This window comes from Shewanella sp. NKUCC01_JLK, from assembly GCF_019345615.1.
Classification (GTDB): domain Bacteria; phylum Pseudomonadota; class Gammaproteobacteria; order Enterobacterales; family Shewanellaceae; genus Shewanella; species Shewanella oncorhynchi.
In genome coordinates this window covers 186,438-206,564 of the sequence record NZ_JAHKRD010000011.1, presented here as the reverse complement: position 1 = coordinate 206,564, position 20,127 = coordinate 186,438, and the positions used below count along the sequence as shown (strand labels likewise).

Here is a 20,127-nt window from a genome sequence, read left to right as displayed (position 1 = left end):
GAATTAGTGCAATTTCCTATCCTCCATTTGCCAACAAGGCCCCAAACAATCATTGTTTAGGTAAATAAGTAAGTGGGTTTACAGACTGTCCATGGTAACGAATTTCAAAATGTAACATTACCCGATTGGCACCTGTATTGCCCATTTTTGCAACAGTCTGCCCTGCGAGGACATGTTGCTTTTCTTTGACTAAGATCTTGTCCGTATGAGCATAAGCACTAAGGTAATCGTCACTATGTTTAATAATCACTAAATTACCGTAACCCCTAAGAGCACTTCCTGCGTATACCACCCGCCCATCTGCAGCTGCTTTGATGATATCTCCCCGATTTCCCGCGATCTTAATACCTTTATTTCCCTGCTCATTGGCAGAATAAGTTCCGATTAACTTCCCTCTTACTGGCCACTGCCACTGACTCACACTGGCTGGCAGTGTTGAGGTGGGTGGAACCATTAGCTGGTTAACGTTTTGTTGGGAACTTGTTACAAGGTACGCGGGCTTAGCTTTCTGATCAAGTGTTTTTTTCAGATCGTTACTTGACTTAGCATTAGACTGATAAACCTTACCATCTAATTGTTTTTTATCACCTTTACTTGAATTAGCATCTGAATTACCCGTTATATTTCCATCTAAAGTCGTAGATTTTGATTGGTTACTAGATTTAGCATTAGTTAAATATAAAATCTGTCCAGGGTAAATTGTATAAGGGTTATCTAATTGATTAAGTTTAGCTATTTCAGAAAAGTCTTTCCCTGCCCCCCAAGAAATAGAGTAGAGAGTGTCACCTTTTTTAACTTTATATGAATTCGATTTAATGTGGCCTTTGCTATTTTTAGAGTAGCTATGGGAAATATTTTCGACGGGTGCGGGTCTGCTGGCCTGAAAGCTACAGCCTACAAGCAGAAATATAAAGCAAAGGTTTAAGAGTAAACCCGCATTCAACAATAAAAACTCCTTGGTAAGGTTGTATTACTGTTTATGATGAGAAAATGACGCCTTCTGTGCAAAACAAGCACTTCGCTTAACACAGTAGCACAACACAAGGTTAAGCTAACTCTCCATTAATTAAAGGTACAAATTTAACCGTTTCAATGGTTTCAGAACTAAAGCGGTCAGCAGTGCGCGTAATACGCATCAATTGTTGAGTATCCTCTCCCACAGGTAAGACTAACACCCCTCCATCAGCCAATTGAGACAGCAAAGCTTCTGGTATAGTCGCCGCCGCCGCAGTCACCATAATGGCATCGAACGGACTACGATTAGCCCATCCCAACCAACCATCACCATATTTGAACGACACATTATGCAAATCTAATCGTTTTAAACGCTGTCTTGCTTGAATTTGTAAACCTTTGATCCGTTCGATAGTACAAAGCTGAGGCACCAATTGAGCCAAAATGGCTGCCTGATAGCCCGATCCCGTCCCCACTTCTAGCACTCGCTGTGGCATCTTGTGCAGTAAGAGTTCGCTCATACGGGCAACGATATAAGGCTGCGAAATGGTTTGCCCTTGTCCAATTGGCAAAGCCGTATTTTCATAGGCTTTATGGGCTAGCGCATTATCGAGAAACATTTCTCGCGGCGTATGCGATATCGCCTTTAACACGGCTTGATTACGGATCCCCGCATCTTGAAGCTTTTTAGCTAAATTCACCGCCGATGTTAAGGCAACTCGAGTCATATTTTATCTACCCAATTTTGCAATGCCGTTAGTTGTCCGTAGGCGGTTAAATCAACCGTCAAGGGCGTAATTGAAACATAGCCATTGGCGATAGCATGAAAATCAGTGCCCTCTGTGGCATCCTGCTCTTGTCCCGGTGGACCAAGCCAGAAGATTTCACGTCCGGCAGGATCTTGCGTTCGCACTATGCCTTCGGCCTTATGACGAGCGCCGAGGCGAGTCACTTTGATCCCTTTAATTTGATCAAGTGGCAAGTCAGGCACATTCACATTTAAGATCTGATCTTTTGCCAAAGGCTGGGCCAACAAACCTTGAACTATCCGCCGAGCATAAACAGCCGCCGATTGATAATGTTCGAATTTACGGCCATTAAGCGAAATCGCTATTGCAGGAAAACCTAAAAAGCGTCCTTCCATCGCGGCGGCAACCGTCCCCGAATATAAGGTGTCATCACCCATATTTGCCCCCGCATTGATGCCAGACACCACCATATCAGGTTCGCCATCACATAATTCTCGGATAGCCAAATGAACGCAATCTGTCGGTGTACCGTGAACGGAAATATAGCCATTATCTAACCTATTAATTCTTAATGGATTAGTCAAGGTTAATGAGTTGCTCGCACCAGAGCAATTTCGATCCGGCCCCACAGTCAGCACTGTCGCAATTTCAGCCAAAGCCTCAGATAAGGCTTTGATACCTGGAGCATTAATCCCATCGTCATTGCTAACAAGGATACGGATCATGACTCTGCTTCAGTCTTAACAGTATCAGTGTTAGCCACTACGTTAGCGTTAGTTACCTCAGGCGCAGGCTCCTGCACCAATGTAGCTTGCCATTGCTGCTCTTTAACATCTTGATAATTAACTAACTCTCTCAATAACGATGTTGCAAAACTGCCCGCAGGCAACACAAACTCCAGCACTAAGCCATCGGCGGTTTGTTCGTATTTAAGGCCTTGGGGCGCAAGCAGTAACGGACGGCGTTCTTGCTCTAATCCGGCGTGCTCTAAACCATAGCAATCGTCAGCTAACTCACTCATAGCTAAGGTTTCCACCGCAGCAGCTTCACCTTGGGGTAACATCATGCCGCGCCCCCACAATGGTGCAGAAAGTTGAATGTCTTTTTCAATCAGACGCTTCAATACGATGAGATCCCATTCAGGCGTCACGAAGAAGCTTTTGCTGCCCGCTAACATCACACAATCACCCGCTAAAGGCTTAGTGCCATGGTTGGCTAAACGATATGACACCACAGTGTTAAACAGATTTGAGCGCACGGCAGACAAATACATGCTGCGCTTATTTCTGTCTTTGACTTTTTTACCCGCCATCATTTGGCGACCAAACACTAAGTTTTTGCCATCGTGACCAAAGCGCTGCTCACCAAAGTAATTGGGCACGCCCACTTGAGCGACCTTTTCGATACGACTGATAATGTCTTCCACTTGGGTGACATTTCTCAGGGTAAGAATAAAGCGGTTACCGACTAAGGCACCAATTCGCAGTTTCTTGCTGTGGCGGCTGCTCGACAATATGGTCAAACGTTCGCTATTGAGCTCCTTCCAAGTAGGCGTTTCTTTACCAGGAATACGCACACCGAACCATTGTTCTGTGATGGCATTTTTATCTTTTTGCCCAGCGTAGGTCACTTCCTTTGGATGCACCTTAGCAAACTTAGCGATCATTTCAGCGACTTGTACTGTGTTTAGCCCTTCTTTGCGTACATGCAGCATATGATGTTCACCTTCACCCGTCGGGCTAAAAGGCAAAATCTCTTTCACGATAAAATCGCTATTTTGGGTTCTTAGATCTGCTGTACCTAAAGGCTTACCATACAGATAATGTAATTCGCTCATGGGACTTTTTTACTCTTAAGTTAATCGTGTTTGCGGGCCATAAGTACCACGGCTTCTACCGCAATACCTTCTTTGCGCCCGATAAATCCAAGCTGTTCAGTCGTGGTCGCTTTGACATTAATATCGTCAAGTTCCGCGGTTAAATCGGCGGCTAATATCTGGCGCATTGCCTCTATGTGCGGTGCCATTTTAGGAGCTTGGGCTATGATAGTGACGTCAAGATTGCCTAGCACAAAGCCTTTCTCCCTCGCTAAAGCATAGCAATGACGCAGCAATACGCGGCTATCGGCACCCTTATAGGCGGCATCGGTATCGGGGAAATGTTTACCTATGTCACCGAGCGCTAAAGCACCGAGGATGGCATCGGAAATCGCATGCAGTACCACATCACCATCTGAATGTGCGACTAGGCCTGTTTCATAGGGTACTTCCACGCCACAAAGGATCAGTGGCCGCGTCGCACCAAATTTATGCACATCGAAACCATGGCCGATACGGATTTTCATTTAATATTCCTAACGTATTATTTTACTTTGATTATGACTATTTAACGGCACGCATCAAAAACAGTTCGGCTAGCCCTAAATCGTCGGGATGCGTTACTTTTATATTATCAGCACGGCCCGAAACGAGTCCGGGTGATATCCCCGCCCATTCCATCGCCGAAGCCTCATCTGTGACTACCGCACCTGCAGCCAGAGCCGCATTGAGGTAATTTTTTAATTGCTGCGCTGGAAATAACTGCGGCGTCAATGCATGCCATAAATTATCGCGACATACAGTGGCACTGATTTCACCCTGTTTATTCGCGCGCTTCATGGTATCGCGCACAGGCATAGCCAAAATAGCGCCTTGGGGGAATTGCACTCTGGATGCGAGTAACTTGTCGATATCCGTCGCGGTTAAACAAGGTCTTGCCGCATCATGCACTAAGGCCCAACTTTGCTCGGGCGCAATTTGCAGCGCCGCCAACACAGAATCAGCGCGCTCACCGCCACCTAATACTGTAATCAATTTGGGGTGCACGGCCTGTGGCAGGGTATCGAAGATAGTATCGTTCGAATGTAAGGCAACGATCACTTGAGAAATGTGCGGATGGGACAAGAGCTTATCTAAGGTATGAGCAAGAATACTCTGGCCGCACACCTCAAGATATTGCTTAGGTCTGTCGGCGCCCATACGGCTACCTATGCCTGCGGCGGGAACGATGGCAACCACAGCTTGAGTGACATGCTCAGCTTGGCGCTGCAATTCAATTTGTGTTACCAGATCAGATTGACTATCGGGATTGGATTGTTCATTTAATCCAAGATCTAAATGTCCTAGCTCTGTCATCCTAACTCCATATTACTGAGATGGACTCGATACCGAGCGCTCACCACCCACGACGCGATAGAAGGTCTCGCCTTCTTTAACCATGCCAAGTTCGTTGCGTGCGCGCTCTTCGATGGCTTCTGTACCACTTTTCAGATCGATGATTTCTTCCTTCAGCACTTGGTTACGCTCATTGAGTTTGGCGTTACCTTCTTGCTGGGCGGCAATTTGTTTTTGCAGAACGAAATATTCAGGAAGACTATTACCTCCCGACCAAAGACGGAATTGCAGTACACCGAGTAGCACTATGAGTGCAATGACAAAAAATTTCATGGAGGAATTAGCGTCAGTATCTTGGATTAAAAAAATATACAGCAGATAGTACAACAAAAAAGGCCACCAAGTGGTGGCCTTTTTACATCAAATATTAAATTACGCCTGACCTTTGATCTCTTTCAAACCACGGTATGGGGCTTTTTCACCTAATTGCTCTTCGATGCGCAGCAATTGGTTGTATTTAGCGACACGGTCAGAACGACACAGTGAACCGGTTTTGATTTGACCAGCAGCAGTACCCACGGCTAAGTCAGCAATGGTTGAATCTTCAGTCTCACCACTACGATGTGAAATCACGGCGGTATAACCCGCTTCTTTCGCCATACGAATAGCCGCTAAAGTCTCAGTCAATGAACCAATTTGGTTAAACTTGATAAGGATTGAGTTAGCAATACCGTTTTCAATACCACGGGTTAAGATTTTAGTGTTAGTAACGAATAAATCGTCGCCCACTAATTGGATCTTATCGCCCATAATTTGAGTTTGGTAAGCCCAACCATCCCAATCTGATTCATCTAAACCGTCTTCGATAGACACGATTGGGTATTGGTCAGCCAATGATTTTAAGAAATCAGAGAAACCATTCGAGTCGAAGACTTTGCCTTCGCCCGCTAAATCGTATTTGCCGTCTTTGTAAAATTCAGATGCAGCGCAATCCAGCGCTAACGTCACATCAGTACCTAACTTGTAGCCAGCCAGTTCAACCGCTTCTTTGATAATGGCTAAGGCATCAGCGTTTGACGCTAAGTTAGGTGCAAAACCACCTTCGTCACCCACAGAAGTGCTTAGGCCTTTGTCGTGCAATACTTTTTTCAACGTATGGAAGATTTCAGCGCCCATGCGCAGTGCTTCACGGAAGGTTTTCGCGCCAACAGGTTGCACCATGAATTCTTGGATATCAACGTTGTTATCCGCGTGCTCGCCACCGTTTAAGATGTTCATCATAGGCACAGGCATAGAATATTGGCCTGGTGTACCGTTCAATTCTGCGATATGCGCGTATAAAGGAATACCTTTAGATGCTGCTGCTGCTTTAGCAGCCGCTAAAGACACAGCCAGAATCGCGTTTGCGCCTAACTTGTCTTTGTTTTCTGTGCCATCTAAGTCGATCATGATTTGATCAAGCTCAGCTTGTGCCGTCGCATCTTTGCCTAATAATGCAGCGCGGATGACACCGTTTACGTTAGCAACAGCGGTTAATACGCCTTTGCCTAAATAACGGCTCTTATCGCCATCACGTAATTCTAACGCTTCGCGGCTACCGGTTGATGCACCAGAAGGCGCCGCAGCCATACCCACAAAACCACCTTCTAAATGCACTTCGGCTTCAACAGTTGGGTTACCACGAGAATCCATAATCTCGCGACCAATCACGTTAATAATCTTAGCCATAACACCCTCGATTTAAGTTTAAAGATAAAAGAAAAAACCAATACCTATGGGAATAAATGGAAGTCACATACCGTAGAAAATAACCAAACTCCATTTACGGTTTGCGTCCATACAGATGCAACGGATACGCATGCTGTTTATACCCAGAGGTATTAAATTCTTATGTTTCAAGTCGCGACGAGTGTAGCAAAAGGCCGGCCCCACTGTCGCGGGTCCGGCCTTAAATATTCTTACTTCAGATCACGTTTTTGATGCGCACTTGCCGCAGCAATAAACCCTTCGAACAATGGGTGACCATCGCGCGGCGTTGAGGTGAATTCAGGATGGAATTGACCTGCAACAAACCATGGGTGATCTTTTAGTTCGATCATTTCCACCAGTTTACGATCAGAAGACAAACCGCTGAAGATCATGCCAGCTTGCTCTAAACGCTCTCTGTATTTGTTGTTCACTTCGTAACGGTGACGGTGACGTTCTACACAGCTATTACCTTTGTAGGCTTGAGCCGCTTTTGAACCCTCGAGTAAATGACACAATTGAGCGCCTAAACGCATAGTGCCACCTAAGTCAGACGCTTCATGGCGCTGCTCAACATTACCTTCTTCGTCAATCCATTCAGTGATCAAACCCACCACAGGGAATGGTGTTTCTTTATTGAATTCAGTTGAATGTGCATCAGCCATGCCTGCAACATTACGCGCAAATTCAATCAGAGCAACTTGCATACCTAAACAAATACCGAAATATGGTAGATTATTTTCACGGGCAAATTTTGCCGCCAGTATCTTACCTTCAACACCACGCTCGCCGAAGCCGCCTGGTACTAAGATACCGTCTAAGCCCTGTAAGACTTCTTCGCCTTTGGCTTCTACGGTTTGTGAATCAATGTACTTGATAGTCACTGATACGCGGTTTTTAAGGCCAGCGTGTTTTAATGCTTCGTTGACTGACTTATAGGCATCTGGCAGTTCAATGTATTTACCCACCATACCAATAACGACTTCGCCGTTTGGATTAGCTTCTTGATAAATCACATTTTCCCACTCAGACAGATCCGCTTCACGGCATTCTAAACCGAAACGCTTAACCACTAAGTCATCCAAACCTTGTGAACGTAACAAAGCTGGGATTTTATAAATACTATCAACATCTTTTAATGAAATAACCGCACGCTCTTCGACGTTACAGAACAGCGAAATTTTGGCTTTTTCATTCGCAGGAATCGCACGATCACCACGGCAAACCAGCACATCTGGTGCAATACCGATAGAACGCAGCTCTTTCACTGAGTGTTGAGTTGGCTTAGTTTTCACTTCGCCTGCTGCACCTAAGAAAGGCACTAAGGTTAAATGCATGAACAGAGTACGATCACGGCCCAGCTCAACACCGAGCTGACGGATAGACTCTAGGAACGGCAAAGATTCGATATCACCCACAGTACCGCCGATTTCGACGATAGCCACATCATGGCCTTCGCCACCGGCTAATACTTTTTCTTTAATCGCATTAGTGATGTGTGGGATAACCTGAATGGTTGCGCCCAAATAATCGCCACGACGTTCTTTACGTAATACTTCTTCGTAAATACGACCAGTAGTGAAGTTGTTACGACGATTCATCTTAGTACGGATGAAACGCTCATAGTGACCCAAGTCGAGATCTGTTTCTGCACCGTCTTCAGTAACAAATACTTCGCCATGTTGGGTTGGGCTCATGGTACCCGGATCAACGTTAATGTAAGGGTCCAGTTTCATGATGGTTACATTGAGACCGCGGGCCTCTAAAATTGCAGCTAATGATGCTGCTGCAATGCCTTTACCTAGTGATGAAACAACGCCACCAGTAACGAAGATATACCTTGTAGTCATGCTGAACCTGAGAAAATGAGTTTGAAAATACGTGCTTGTAAGAAAGCACTAGGACGGGGCAGTAGTATACCAAAGGCGGCGCGATTCGACAAACACCAATCGGGATAATTTGCCGTTTATCTCGTCTCTGTCGCTTTTACTTGGTCCCAATAGGCATCAAGCTCCATTAATGTGTGCTCTTCCATGCTTTTACCGCTGTCACTCGCCAACTGTTCTACGCCGCGAAAACGGCGTTCAAATTTAAGGTTAGCGTGGCGCAAAGCTTGTTCTGGATCGACCTTAAGATGACGAGCTAGATTCACCACGGCAAATAGCAAGTCGCCCATTTCGGACTGCACTTTAGCTTGATCTTGCTCGGGTTGATTCACTTCATGCAAGACTTCATCGATTTCTTCGTGAATTTTAGCGACCACGGGCTCAAGCTCGGCCCAATCAAACCCGACTCGCGCCACCCTTTGCTGAATTTTGATTGAGCGCGACAGCGCAGGTTGGGTACGCGGAATATTGTCTAACGCAGAAACCACAGTATAAGTTTGGGTTTTACCCGCCACTTGCTGGGCCTTTTGTTCACGCTCAGTCGCTTTTATCGCCTCCCAATTGGCTTTCATCGCTTGGGCGCTATCGCCTATTTGCGGATTTTGTTCGCCAAACACATGGGGATGACGGCGGGTTAACTTGTCGCTAATTTTCTCAATCACGCTCGTAAAGTCAAACTTGTCTTGCTCTTTACCAAGCTGACAATAGAATACGATTTGAAATAACAAATCCCCGAGTTCATCGGGTAACTCATCCCAGGCTAAACGCTCTATGGTATCGGCAACTTCATAGGCTTCCTCTAAAGTAAAAGGCACTATAGTTTGAAACGTTTGCGCTTTATCCCACGGGCAACCTGTTTGTGGGTCGCGCAGTTTTTCCATTATCTTAAGCAGCGGCTCTACATCTGTTATAGACAGTTCTGTTGTAGAAGTTTCAGTGAGAGAAGGTTCAGTAGTAGAAAATGAGGTTAATGGCGCCGTGTGGGAAGTCATGCTGATATCCTTTAAAGAGAAATACTGCAACGGGCGAATATTGAGAAAGAACAAAAAATACGCCTCCGCAGTGTTTTTTAGCAAAAGGCTACAATAAACCGATGATGATAAGCTAGGTAAAATAAAAGCGCTATTTTGATGCTGAGATCAGATTTTAGTGCCGTATTTCAACTAAGACTTATTTTAACTAAAGAGCGTTCGCTCCATTTCGTAATTCACTCATCTCATGAGCAATAAATTGACAACCTTCCTCCCCTACAAATTCTCATCTATGTCCTGCATACAAGTATTTAGCGCAAGCCATCTTAAATGATAAGATACGCAGCAATATTTCAATGAAGCTAAAACTCACCGAGTGAAGACCTAATAATTTCGGCCAAACTATGCACATGATAAATGCGGTCCTTCAATTTATTCATTTGATTGATGTTAGGTATATTTCGATTCTGTCGTCCGATGTTAGGACGCACACCCTTATCGTTTTTAAGCATTACTGGAGACAAAACTCATGACAAACGTGACAGTGGATGCCACGCAGTTAACGACTAAGCCATCCCAAGATGGTTTTTATATGCCTGGCGAATGGGCTGCGCAGCAAGCGGTGTGGATGATTTGGCCCTATCGTCCTGATAACTGGCGTGCCGCTGGTGCTTATGCTCAGGCGACCTTTGCTAAGGTGGCCGATGCCATTGGTGCGGCAACCCCTGTTTATATGGGTGTTCCTAAGACGTTTTTAGCCGAAGCTAAAGCGGTGATGCCATCCCATGTCACTTTGGTTGAAATGGACAGTAACGATTGCTGGGCTCGTGACACTGGGCCAACCGTAGTTGTGAATGACAATGGCGAATGCCGTGGTGTTGACTGGGGTTTTAATGCTTGGGGCGGCCATAACGGTGGTTTGTACTTCCCATGGGATAAGGACGAGCAAGTCGCGCAGCAAATGCTTGCGCAGCATGGTTTTGCCCGTTACAGCGCGCCGCTGATCCTCGAAGGTGGCTCCATCCATGTCGATGGTGAAGGCACCTGTATGACGAGTGCAGAATGTTTGCTCAATGCCAACCGTAACCCTGAACTGACAAAAGAACAGATTGAAGATTTACTGCGTGACTATTTGAATGTTAAGCAGTTTATCTGGTTGCAAGATGGCGTGTATATGGATGAGACCGATGGTCATATCGACAATATGTGTTGTTTCGCCCGTCCTGGTGAAGTCATTCTGCACTGGACCGATGATGAGACTGATCCCCAGTATCCACGCTCAAAAGCGGCGCTAGAGGTGTTGCAAAATACCGTGGATGCCAAAGGCCGTAAGTTAAAAATCCATCTATTGCCACAACCGGGGCCGCTGTATTGCACCGAAGAAGAATCAAAAGGTGTGACCGAAGGCACTGGCGTGCCACGCACGGCGGGTGAGCGTTTAGCCGGTTCTTATGTGAACTTTTTAATCACCAATAATCGCATCGTGTTCCCACTGCTTGACCCTGCAACCGATGATATCGCCGCCCAAAAACTGCAGGAAATCTTCCCAGAGCATGAGATTGTGGGTGTGCCAGCCCGTGAGATTTTATTAGGTGGCGGCAATATCCATTGTATTACTCAGCAAATCCCTGCTGGAAAGTAACCCAAGGAGAACAGCATGACGATTGATGTCACTGTTAATGCACCACAATTGGCTTTCAGCGGGAGGGCGTAAGATGTTTGAAGTTACTGAAGTTTCTATTGCCGAGCTGCGTGCAGCGCTCGAATCTGGCCGCACCACCGCAGTGGAGTTGGTGAAGTCGTATCGCGCGCGGGTTGAGGCGTATGACGGCCCTGCGACAAAGACTAAGCTCAATGCGTTAGTGGTACACAATCCCGATGCGCTCAAAGAAGCTGAGGCGTCAGATGCGCGCCGCGCCCGTGGTGAAACACTGAGCCCACTTGAGGGTATTACGTATACCGCCAAGGATAGCTATTTAGTGAAGGGACTGACGGCAGCGTCTGGCAGCCCAGCCTTTAAGGATTTAGTGGCGCAATATGATGCCTTTGCCGTTGAGCGCCTACGCGCCGCGGGTGCCATTTGCCTAGGCAAAACCAATATGCCACCTATGGCGAATGGCGGCATGCAGCGTGGTCACTATGGCCGCGCTGAAAGCCCGTACAATGCTGATTATCTTACTGCACCGTTTGCTTCGGGCTCTTCTAATGGGGCGGGCACGGGCACAGCGGCAAGTTACTCTGCTTTTGGTCTTGCTGAAGAAACTTGGTCAAGCGGTCGAGGTCCTGCATCCAATAATAGTTTATGTGCCTATACACCGTCTCGCGGCGTGATTTCGGTGCGCGGTAACTGGCCGTTAACGCCGACCATGGATGTTGTCGTGCCTTATACCCGCACTATGGCCGATATGCTTGAAGTGTTGGATGTGATTGTGGCCGACGATCCTATCACCCGTGGCGATCTCTGGCGTCTGCAACCTTGGGTACAAATCCCTAAAGCATCAAGTGTCCGTCCAGCATCTTATCTGGAGCTTGCCGCTCAAGCCGACACGCTTAAAGGTAAGCGTTTTGGTGTGCCGCGCATGTACATCAATAAGGATGAATTGGCGGGCACTAGCGAAAATCCGGGCATTGGCGGGCCAACGGGGCAACGTATTCATACCCGCCAATCAGTTATCGATCTATGGGAAGCGGCTCGTAAAGCCTTAGAAGCCGCTGGCGCCGAAGTGATTGAAGTCGATTTCCCGTTGGTATCAAATTGCGAAGGCGACCGCCCAGGTGCGCCGACCGTGTTTAACCGCGGTATCGTCACGCCTCAATTCCTCCATGATGAATTATGGGAACTCTCAGGTTGGGCGTTCGATGAATTCCTGCGTGCTAACAATGACCCTAAACTCAACAAACTTGCTGATGTTGTTGGGCATTTGATTTTCCCCCACGACTTAGGCACCTTGCCTAACCGTGAAGGTGACTTAGCGGCAGGCATGGAAGAGTACGTCAACATGGCTAAGCGTGGTCTTAAATCCTATGACCAGATCGACAGTATTCCCGATGGTCTGCGTGGCTTAGAGAAGACCCGTAAGCTAGATCTCGAAGACTGGATGGACGAGCTAAAGCTCGATGCAGTGCTGTTCCCAACCGTGGCAGATGTCGGCCCTGCCGATGCGCATGTGAATCCGGCTTCCGCCGATATCGCTTGGAGCAACGGAGTTTGGGTCGCTAACGGAAACCTTGCGATTCGCCATTTAGGCGTGCCGACTGTGACTGTGCCTATGGGCGTGATGGCCGATATTGGCATGCCAGTCGGTTTGACCTTCGCAGGCCGCGCCTATGACGATAATAACCTGCTTAAATTTGCAGGTGCATTTGAGTCAACAGGTGACAGGCGCATGATCCCGCCACGCACACCAAAACTTGGCCAATAAGCGCTAAGACAATGCATAAGCCTAAGCACTAAATGTAAGAGCTTAGAAATGAACAATGGGATTGGCATCAGAATGCCAATCCCGTTTTTTTAATACTTACGTCGATACCTTTTCAACAAAGCTAGACTTATGCTGCTATAAAACATGCTGCTGTAAAACAGACAGCAACACTTAACGCGTCTTATCTTAATGCCAAGAGTTCTTTTCTGACGATCTCTGCGCCTGCACTTAAGGCGTTGAGTTTGCCTCTTGCGACTTGATGGGATAAAGGCGTCATGCCGCAATTAGTACAAGGATAGAGCTTGTCGGCATCGACAAATTTAAGGGCTTTTCGTAGGGTGTCGGCGACTTCCTCAGCGGTTTCAATCGTGTCGGAGGCGACATCAATCGCGCCGACCATGACTTTCTTACCGCGAATGAGTTCAAGTAGCTCCATTGGCACATGGGAGTTGTGACATTCTAGCGAGATAATATCGATATTAGACTTTTGCAGTTTAGGAAACACTTCTTCATATTGGCGCCACTCTGAGCCCAAAGTTTTTTTCCAATCTGTATTGGCTTTGATGCCGTAACCATAACAAATATGCACCGCCGTTTCGCATTTAAGTCCTTCAATGGCTCTTTCTAAACACGCAATACCCCAATCGTTTACCTCATCAAAAAATACATTAAAGGCAGGCTCATCAAATTGGATAATATCAACACCCGCCGCTTCTAATTCTTTGGCTTCCTCATTAAGAATTTTGGCAAATTCCCAAGCAAGCTTTTCTCGGCTTTTATAATGGTCATCATAAAGCGTATCTATCATGGTCATAGGGCCAGGCAGAGCCCATTTAATCGGTTGCGTGGTTTGCTGACGTAAATATTTGGCATCTTCAACAAACACCGACTTTTGGCGGCTCACTGGGCCAACAACTGTGGGCACGCTCGCATCATAGCGATCACGAATTTTAACGATTTTACGTTTTGAAAAATCAACGCCGTTGAGGTGCTCAATAAAGGTAGTGACAAAATGTTGCCGCGTTTGCTCGCCATCACTGACAATATCAATCCCTGCTAGCTGTTGATCCTGTAATGACAAACGCAGTGCATCGTGTTTACCGGTAATTAATTCCTCTCCTTGCAATTTCCATGGAGACCAAAGTGTTTGAGGCTCTGCAAGCCATAAAGGTTTAGGCAAACTGCCTGCCGTTGAAGTCGGTAACAGTCTGTTGTTAATCAGGGTTTGGTTAAGCGATGTTTTATTAAGTCGTGTATTCATAATAATGATGCCGTATTGGATTAATTAATGAGCGTGACAATTAGGCGCAGAGCGACTAAAGGTAATTAGCAGACCATTGTTCAAAAAACGTTTGATAGGGTTTGATAAAGTGCTCCGCTGCAAATTTGCCTTGCTCATTCGCCAATTGGCTACGTTCTGCTCGGTCATAAACAATTTGAGTCAGTGAATGATCCAGATTTTTCAAATTAGGTTGATAGCATTTCCCTGCAACAGCATTGGCATTATAAATCTCAGGGCGATAGATTTTTTGAAAAGTTCCCATAGTGCTGATGGTGCTTATCAACTCAAGATGGGTGTAATCATTCAGTAAATCACCAAAGAAATAAAAAGCTAAAGGCGCCACACTATTTGGCGGCATAAAATAGCGCACCTGTAAGCCCATTTTTTTGAAATATTGCTCAGTTAAAGACGATTCATTTGGCTGATATTCAACCCCTAATACGGGATGCTGATTCTCAATTCTATGGTAGGTTTTATTATCCGACACACTGAGGCAGATAACCGGTGGCTTATTAAAATTCTGTTTGTAAGCATCAGAATTAACAAAAGACTGAAATAGCTTGCCATGTAGTCCACCAAAATCATCTGGAATACTAAATTTGGCTTGGCCCTTATTATGTTCTGCCAGTAATACGCTAAAGTCATAATCGCGTACGTAAGATGAAAAATTATTACCTACAATGCCTTCAATACGTTTATTGGTTTTATGATCAACAATATTGGTTTTCAATACTTCAATCGATGGGAAGGTTTGACCACTGCCGTCAATATCCAAATTAACGGAGATAATTTCAAGTTCGACAGAATAACGATCGCCTTTAGGGTTATCCCAATGCGCTAAGGCATTAAAACTATTATCAATCATCTTTAACGCGTTGCGTAAGTTCGCTTGGCGATGACTGCCTCTGGCCAAATTAGCAAAGTTGGTCGTGATACGCGTCTTGTCTGAGGGATGATAATTTTCATCAAGACAAATGCTGTTAATCGTAAATGTAAAATGCTTATTCATAGTGATCCAGTATCCCATTGTCTGATTTCAAACCTGAGTTTATGCCCTGCGCTTCTAGCTTCTCGACCCGACTCTGATAGACATTATTCGAGTTCTGTCTGAGGTTCTATTTAACTTAAGTGCCAATGACTTAAGTCCTGATGGCTTAGCTAGTGTGCAACTTCAAGCTTGTCTAATATTTCGCTTGGAGTCATTTATACGTGGTTCGACACATGAACAAAAACGGTTTTATTTCACATAGAACATGAGCCATATTCATGATCAATTAGCATGGCGTTGTGGATTAACCTGAACTCGGGATTGGGAAAAGCAGGAAAGCAGGAAAGCAGGAATATTTTTTCGAGTTAGTTTCCCCCCTAGAGATAGTTCGCAATATTGCCGATTGCACACATTTTCCCCATCCTCCTTAGTACAATTAATCAGTTATTTTTTGGGGCATCAGAATTTGCCATAAAATTTCTATTGATGAGTAGCGTCAAATAGTAGTTCACCCGTTACGAATTTTTATATAGTTTCAGCATCGTTTCTAGAATTTATTGCTAGACGACAGCAATAAGCACCAACACTTTTGTTCAACGAAGTGTTAAAACCTAATGGGGGCTATTTATCATTGCTGAGTTCCACTAATGGCATTGATATTTTAATGCAAATAAAATCATGATCTTAAAAATCATTCAGTACCATAATATGAGAGTCTGTATCTCATGAAGTAGTGGCGATTCATTCCAAATTGACTTTATACTTATAATACCGGATCTTATCCATATTACAGTGTGTATTTTATTATGAGTAGGCTGATGAAGCTATCCAATAGTTGTAAGAAAACTCTGAACTCCTTGCTTGTGGAAATGGTAAAAAGTTACAAGCTCTGGCACACAGATCATAAAGCCTATTTCCAAGAATTTACTGGAATAGACCGTTTATTTTTAAGCATAAACGCTCCCACCGACCTTGCTAAAGAAATGAATGATAGGTTTCATGCAGATGAGCATTGTGTATTTCAACTACATCATTCCAACCTATCATTAGTTCAAATTAGAGAGTTATCAGAAGAAGTTAGAAAGCAGAACAATCTAAATTGCCACTCTTACGAGTTAAAAAGTGTTTTAGAGGGGATTATCTACGAATATGTTAATGCTGACCTCAATAGCTTTGCCGATAGTTTTGATAATGACGGTGTGTTTTATAAGCCAAATTACGAGATATTTGATAAAATTTTCAACCGCAGAATCCAGCAATTTAAAGCAACTTTTTCAAAACTTGTATATCAATTTCCAGTAATTGTTTTCAGTTTGCAGAATGCACTCAACTTGAGTCAGAACATTCGTCTCATACCGCTAATACCAGAAAAATTAAAAAAAAATGTATTATCTAAATTTAAATATTCTAGGTCATTCGCACCAAATTATTATCTTGAGGTCAGTGTTGATACGCCTTGCAGTAGAAGCCTTTCTATAGAATTGGCAAAGAGAGCGCGTGATACGGCCTATAATGTCCTAAAGTTATTGGCAACTAGATATTCCACAAATGCAGTACCGCTACTATCAGCTAATGACAGAACCTTTCATCACTTTTATTTCCATAGATCAGGTATTAATGTTGAAGCACTACACACTGATACGAGTATTCATTTTCCTGTCTTCCAAAAGGACTCTAAGGAGTTCTGGCAGCACTTCAATGACGAAAAGGACTTACCCAATAGCCTAATAAATATTGCGTTCAACATACCTGAATTGCTGTTAGTCCCAGATATGAAGCAACAGAGGGTTGTAGATCGCTTAGAGCGCTCACTGCTATGGTATGGTGATGCCTCTACCGACTCAAATTCATATTTACAGATACAAAAAATGGTGAGTTCATTAGAAGCAATAGTAAATTTTAAAGAAGCTACTACAACTGAAACATTCAAGACTAGGGTTAGAAATTTGAATATAACTCACAAAGGTATTTGTGAGGACAAAGCTAAAATGGCTGCTGAGCTTTACAATGCACGTTCAAGAATTGTGCATGGTAATTCGATTAATGAGAAGTTAAGTTTTTGTCCGGTACAATTTTGCGCTGAAACTCTGCTAAGAGCGATTTTTTATCTACACCTCTTTGGTATCCACAAAACCGGATTTAGCAAGTCACTCCCCCAATTTATTGATGACATTCCTCTAAATGCTATTATCTAAAATGAGAACTGTCGATAGTTAAGCAAATGCAGGAATAAGTCACAAAAGGACGGGACAGCAGGACCGAGGACATTATCTCATCTGAGGGTATCGTGTTTGAGCTATATATCTATCGCACTTCTGTCCCAAAGTTTCTTATGCTCAATCGAATGACTTCGCTCAAACCAAATCAGATTGAACAATTAAGCTAAATACTCATGACTTAATTTTTGAACCTACTGGTTACGCTAATACTTGAAAGGTGCGCCATGGTGATTTGTGAGACGACCGTCCGCCCCATGGACGGGGGCGGTCGAGCATCCACGGATGGACTGGCTGCGCGTCGGGGAGCAAATGCCATGGCAAACCATTGCTCAGAACGATGAACAGCCTCCCTACCGCCCCAATCCTTTATCTCTTGCTTCTAGATGGCTTCTAGATATCGCTCGCTTCAAAAGGCGTTACGAGCCTTAAAGTCGTCTTGCCTCAATCACGCTATCGACTTGGGTCAGTTTAGATAACACCCGCGATAAACCATCGAGGTTATAAAGCTCCAGTTCCAACTCAATCGCGGCTGTCTGGTTTTTAGTGTCCGATGATGAACTCATGGCCAGTACATTGGATTTTTCAGCAGCCAGCACTGAGGTTAAGTCACGCAATAAGCCGCTGCGATCGTGGGCTAATACCCGCAGACGCATGCGATAACCGCCGGAGTAATTTTCGCCCCAGACCACATCGACGCCACGCTCTGGGTGAACCCGCATTAACTCTTTAACTTGTTCACAATCAGCGCGATGTACAGAAATACCACGACCTTTAGTGATAAAACCTAAGATTTCATCACCGGGAACGGGCTGACAACAACGGGCGATATGGTTAAGCAAGTTACCCACACCGTTGACTTCAACCTGACCACGGCCACTGGAGGTCGGTTTATGTTGGCCTTTCTTGACTAATTCTTCGACCGCATCTTCTTCTGACACTTCGTCGAGTCGCAGACGGCTTTGAATATGGTTAACCACTTGATGCAGACGCACATCACCGCCGCCAATCGCCGCCAGTAAATCATCCATGCTCGCCATATTAAAGCGCTCGACCGCGATGGCCGCGTCTTTAATTTTCAAGCTCACCCGCGCCAATTCAGATTCAAGCATTTCTTTGCCGGCGACAATATTCTTGTCTCTGTCCTGCTGCTTAAACCAATGCTGAATTTTCGAACGCGCCCGCGAGGTACGGATATAACCTAAGTTAGGGTTAAGCCAGTCGCGCTTGGGATTGGGCTGTTTCGAGGTGATGATCTCGATACGCTCGCCCGTTTCAACCTGATAGGTGAACGGCACAATACGGCCATCGACCTTAGCGCCAATACATTTATGTCCCACTTGGGAGTGAATGTAATAGGCAAAGTCGAGCACGGTTGAGCCCAGTGGCAAGTCGACGACTTCACCGCTTGGGGTGAACACATAGACTCTATCTTCAAACACTTGGCTACGGACTTCTTCGACCAAGTTGCCACTTTCGACCACGTCTTCCTGCCATTGCAGAATTTTACGCAGCCAGTTAATTTTTTCTTCGTAGCCGCTTTGCTTACCGGAATGATTGCCTTCTTTGTATTTCCAGTGCGCGGCCACACCCAGCTCTGCATCTTCATGCATGTCTTGGGTACGAATTTGAATTTCAACGGTTTTGCCCTCAGGCCCCACCACAACGGTATGAATCGATTGATAACCGTTAGGTTTTGGGTTAGCGACATAGTCGTCAAATTCCCGAGGAATATGGTGCCAAAGCGTATGCACCACACCTAACGCGCCATAACAATCCTGCAGACGTTCAGTCACGATACGCACGGCGCGCACGTCAAACAACTCATCAAATTTAAGGTGCTTGCCCTTCATCTTGCGCCAAATACTGTAGATATGTTTCGGCCGGCCGTAGACCTTAGCGCGAATTTGATCTTCATCTAATCTTTGTTGCAACTGACTGACAAACTTGTCGATAAAAACTTCACGATCCAGTCGTTTGCCATCTAATTGCTTAGCAATGTCTTTATAGGTATCTGGATGCAGGTAGCGGAAAGAAATATCTTCCAGCTCCCACTTTAATTGACCAATACCCAAACGGTTAGCCAGCGGCGCGTAAATATCGGCAATTTCACGGGCCAGCAGCACGCGAGTTTCTTCGTCGGCATTTTTCACCGCCCGTAGTAAACACACACGCTCGGCAAGCTTAATCACCACAGCGCGCACATCTTCAACCATAGCCAATAACATGCGGCGGATATTGTCGATTTGCGGCTCGGTTGAACGACTATTAGGATTGATTTTCAAGGCGCCAATCGCGTTCATGGTCACGACACTCGCGACTAAACGCGCCAGCGGCTCACCAAATTTCTCTTGGATGGCTTCTTCGGTCAATAACCCAGCATCGAGCACCACAAACAAAATTGCCGCCTGCAGGGTTTCAATGTCCATGTTTAGCGGTGCGAGGATTTCGATCATCTCTCGAGCACGTTCGAGCAGTTCTCTCTTCGCCGCAGGACTCTTGGCTGGTAAGGCGTCAATCTGCCCTATCAAAGAGAGCAGCATCTGCGCTTCATCGGCATGACCAACATAGCGAGCTACCCAATCTTCTAAGTGAAAATCGGGATCATTAAAGTGCGCTTCGCGAACAGAGACCATCTAATTTATTTCCTTATCCGTGCTCAGAGAGAAAGTGGGCACCACTTCAGCTCTCCTATCTTCAGCATTGGCGCGAACTTGTCAAACCCAACCGACGTAATAATCACATTTTTTACGTTATTCAAA

At 45.3% G+C, this 20,127-nt stretch carries 16 protein-coding genes; 3 read left to right on the top strand and 13 right to left on the bottom strand.

The genetic code is table 11. The features are described 5' to 3' along the window. Positions 1–49: 49 nt before the first annotated feature. The 10 genes from KO537_RS13755 to mazG all read right to left on the bottom strand — a co-directional run bounded on the left by KO537_RS13755 (position 50) and on the right by mazG (position 9,478). Positions 50–946, bottom strand: a complete 897-nt coding sequence (locus KO537_RS13755) for a peptidoglycan DD-metalloendopeptidase family protein (RefSeq protein WP_173497553.1) — start codon at positions 944–946, stop codon at positions 50–52. Between the two features lie 100 nt (positions 947–1,046). Beyond that, positions 1,047–1,682 (bottom strand): protein-L-isoaspartate(D-aspartate) O-methyltransferase, encoded by a 636-nt coding sequence (locus tag KO537_RS13750; RefSeq protein WP_028761363.1) that lies wholly within the window; start codon positions 1,680–1,682, stop codon positions 1,047–1,049. Further along, positions 1,679–2,428, bottom strand: coding sequence for a 5'/3'-nucleotidase SurE (gene surE / locus KO537_RS13745; protein WP_105251808.1), 750 nt, complete (start codon positions 2,426–2,428; stop codon positions 1,679–1,681). The genes KO537_RS13750 and surE overlap by 4 nt, the downstream gene beginning before the upstream one ends. Next, a complete protein-coding gene (locus KO537_RS13740; protein ID WP_219234669.1) occupies positions 2,425–3,540 on the bottom strand; it encodes a tRNA pseudouridine(13) synthase TruD in 1,116 nt (371 codons plus the stop codon). Before KO537_RS13740 ends, surE begins: the two co-directional genes overlap by 4 nt. A gap of 20 nt (positions 3,541–3,560) precedes the next feature. After that, positions 3,561–4,046 carry a 2-C-methyl-D-erythritol 2,4-cyclodiphosphate synthase gene (ispF, locus tag KO537_RS13735; protein ID WP_173243500.1) on the bottom strand — a complete coding sequence of 162 codons (486 nt, stop codon included), beginning with the start codon at positions 4,044–4,046 and terminating at the stop codon, positions 3,561–3,563. Positions 4,047–4,083: 37 nt separating this feature from the next. Further along, the gene (gene ispD / locus KO537_RS13730; protein WP_173243497.1) at positions 4,084–4,875 is read right to left on the bottom strand and encodes a 2-C-methyl-D-erythritol 4-phosphate cytidylyltransferase; all 792 of its coding nucleotides are present in this window, start codon (positions 4,873–4,875) and stop codon (positions 4,084–4,086) included. A 12-nt stretch (positions 4,876–4,887) separates the two neighbouring features. Then, a complete protein-coding gene (gene ftsB, locus KO537_RS13725) occupies positions 4,888–5,187 on the bottom strand; it encodes a cell division protein FtsB (protein WP_105253074.1) in 300 nt (99 codons plus the stop codon). 99 nt (positions 5,188–5,286) lie between these two features. Further along, positions 5,287–6,582, bottom strand: coding sequence for a phosphopyruvate hydratase (gene eno / locus KO537_RS13720; protein WP_105251763.1), 1,296 nt, complete (start codon positions 6,580–6,582; stop codon positions 5,287–5,289). A 230-nt stretch (positions 6,583–6,812) separates the two neighbouring features. Next, complete coding sequence (locus KO537_RS13715; RefSeq protein WP_012587102.1) at positions 6,813–8,450, bottom strand: CTP synthase; 1,638 nt, start codon at positions 8,448–8,450, stop codon at positions 6,813–6,815. 116 nt (positions 8,451–8,566) lie between these two features. Further along, positions 8,567–9,478 (bottom strand): nucleoside triphosphate pyrophosphohydrolase, encoded by a 912-nt coding sequence (mazG, locus tag KO537_RS13710; protein ID WP_219234668.1) that lies wholly within the window; start codon positions 9,476–9,478, stop codon positions 8,567–8,569. 508 nt (positions 9,479–9,986) lie between these two features. On the opposite strand from mazG, the gene aguA reads away from it, so the two are divergent. Both aguA and KO537_RS13700 read left to right on the top strand, forming a co-directional pair. Next, complete coding sequence (aguA, locus tag KO537_RS13705) at positions 9,987–11,099, top strand: agmatine deiminase (RefSeq protein ID WP_219234667.1); 1,113 nt, start codon at positions 9,987–9,989, stop codon at positions 11,097–11,099. 73 nt (positions 11,100–11,172) lie between these two features. Beyond that, positions 11,173–12,879 (top strand): amidase, encoded by a 1,707-nt coding sequence (locus KO537_RS13700; RefSeq protein ID WP_219234666.1) that lies wholly within the window; start codon positions 11,173–11,175, stop codon positions 12,877–12,879. Positions 12,880–13,060: 181 nt separating this feature from the next. On the opposite strand, the gene KO537_RS13695 is transcribed toward KO537_RS13700, so the two are convergent. Next, the gene (locus KO537_RS13695; protein ID WP_219234665.1) at positions 13,061–14,140 is read right to left on the bottom strand and encodes a methionine synthase; all 1,080 of its coding nucleotides are present in this window, start codon (positions 14,138–14,140) and stop codon (positions 13,061–13,063) included. A gap of 55 nt (positions 14,141–14,195) precedes the next feature. Further along, on the bottom strand, positions 14,196–15,170 hold the full coding sequence (locus KO537_RS13690; protein WP_061782783.1) for a DUF1852 domain-containing protein: 975 nt from the start codon (positions 15,168–15,170) through the stop codon (positions 14,196–14,198). 797 nt (positions 15,171–15,967) lie between these two features. Between KO537_RS13690 and KO537_RS13685 the strand changes: the two genes are divergently transcribed. Continuing rightward, positions 15,968–17,344 (top strand): HEPN domain-containing protein, encoded by a 1,377-nt coding sequence (locus KO537_RS13685; RefSeq protein WP_251071102.1) that lies wholly within the window; start codon positions 15,968–15,970, stop codon positions 17,342–17,344. Between the two features lie 449 nt (positions 17,345–17,793). Here KO537_RS13685 and relA read toward each other — a convergent pair whose 3' ends face one another. Next, positions 17,794–20,001, bottom strand: a complete 2,208-nt coding sequence (gene relA / locus KO537_RS13680; RefSeq protein ID WP_028761378.1) for a GTP diphosphokinase — start codon at positions 19,999–20,001, stop codon at positions 17,794–17,796. Positions 20,002–20,127: the final 126 nt, after the last annotated feature.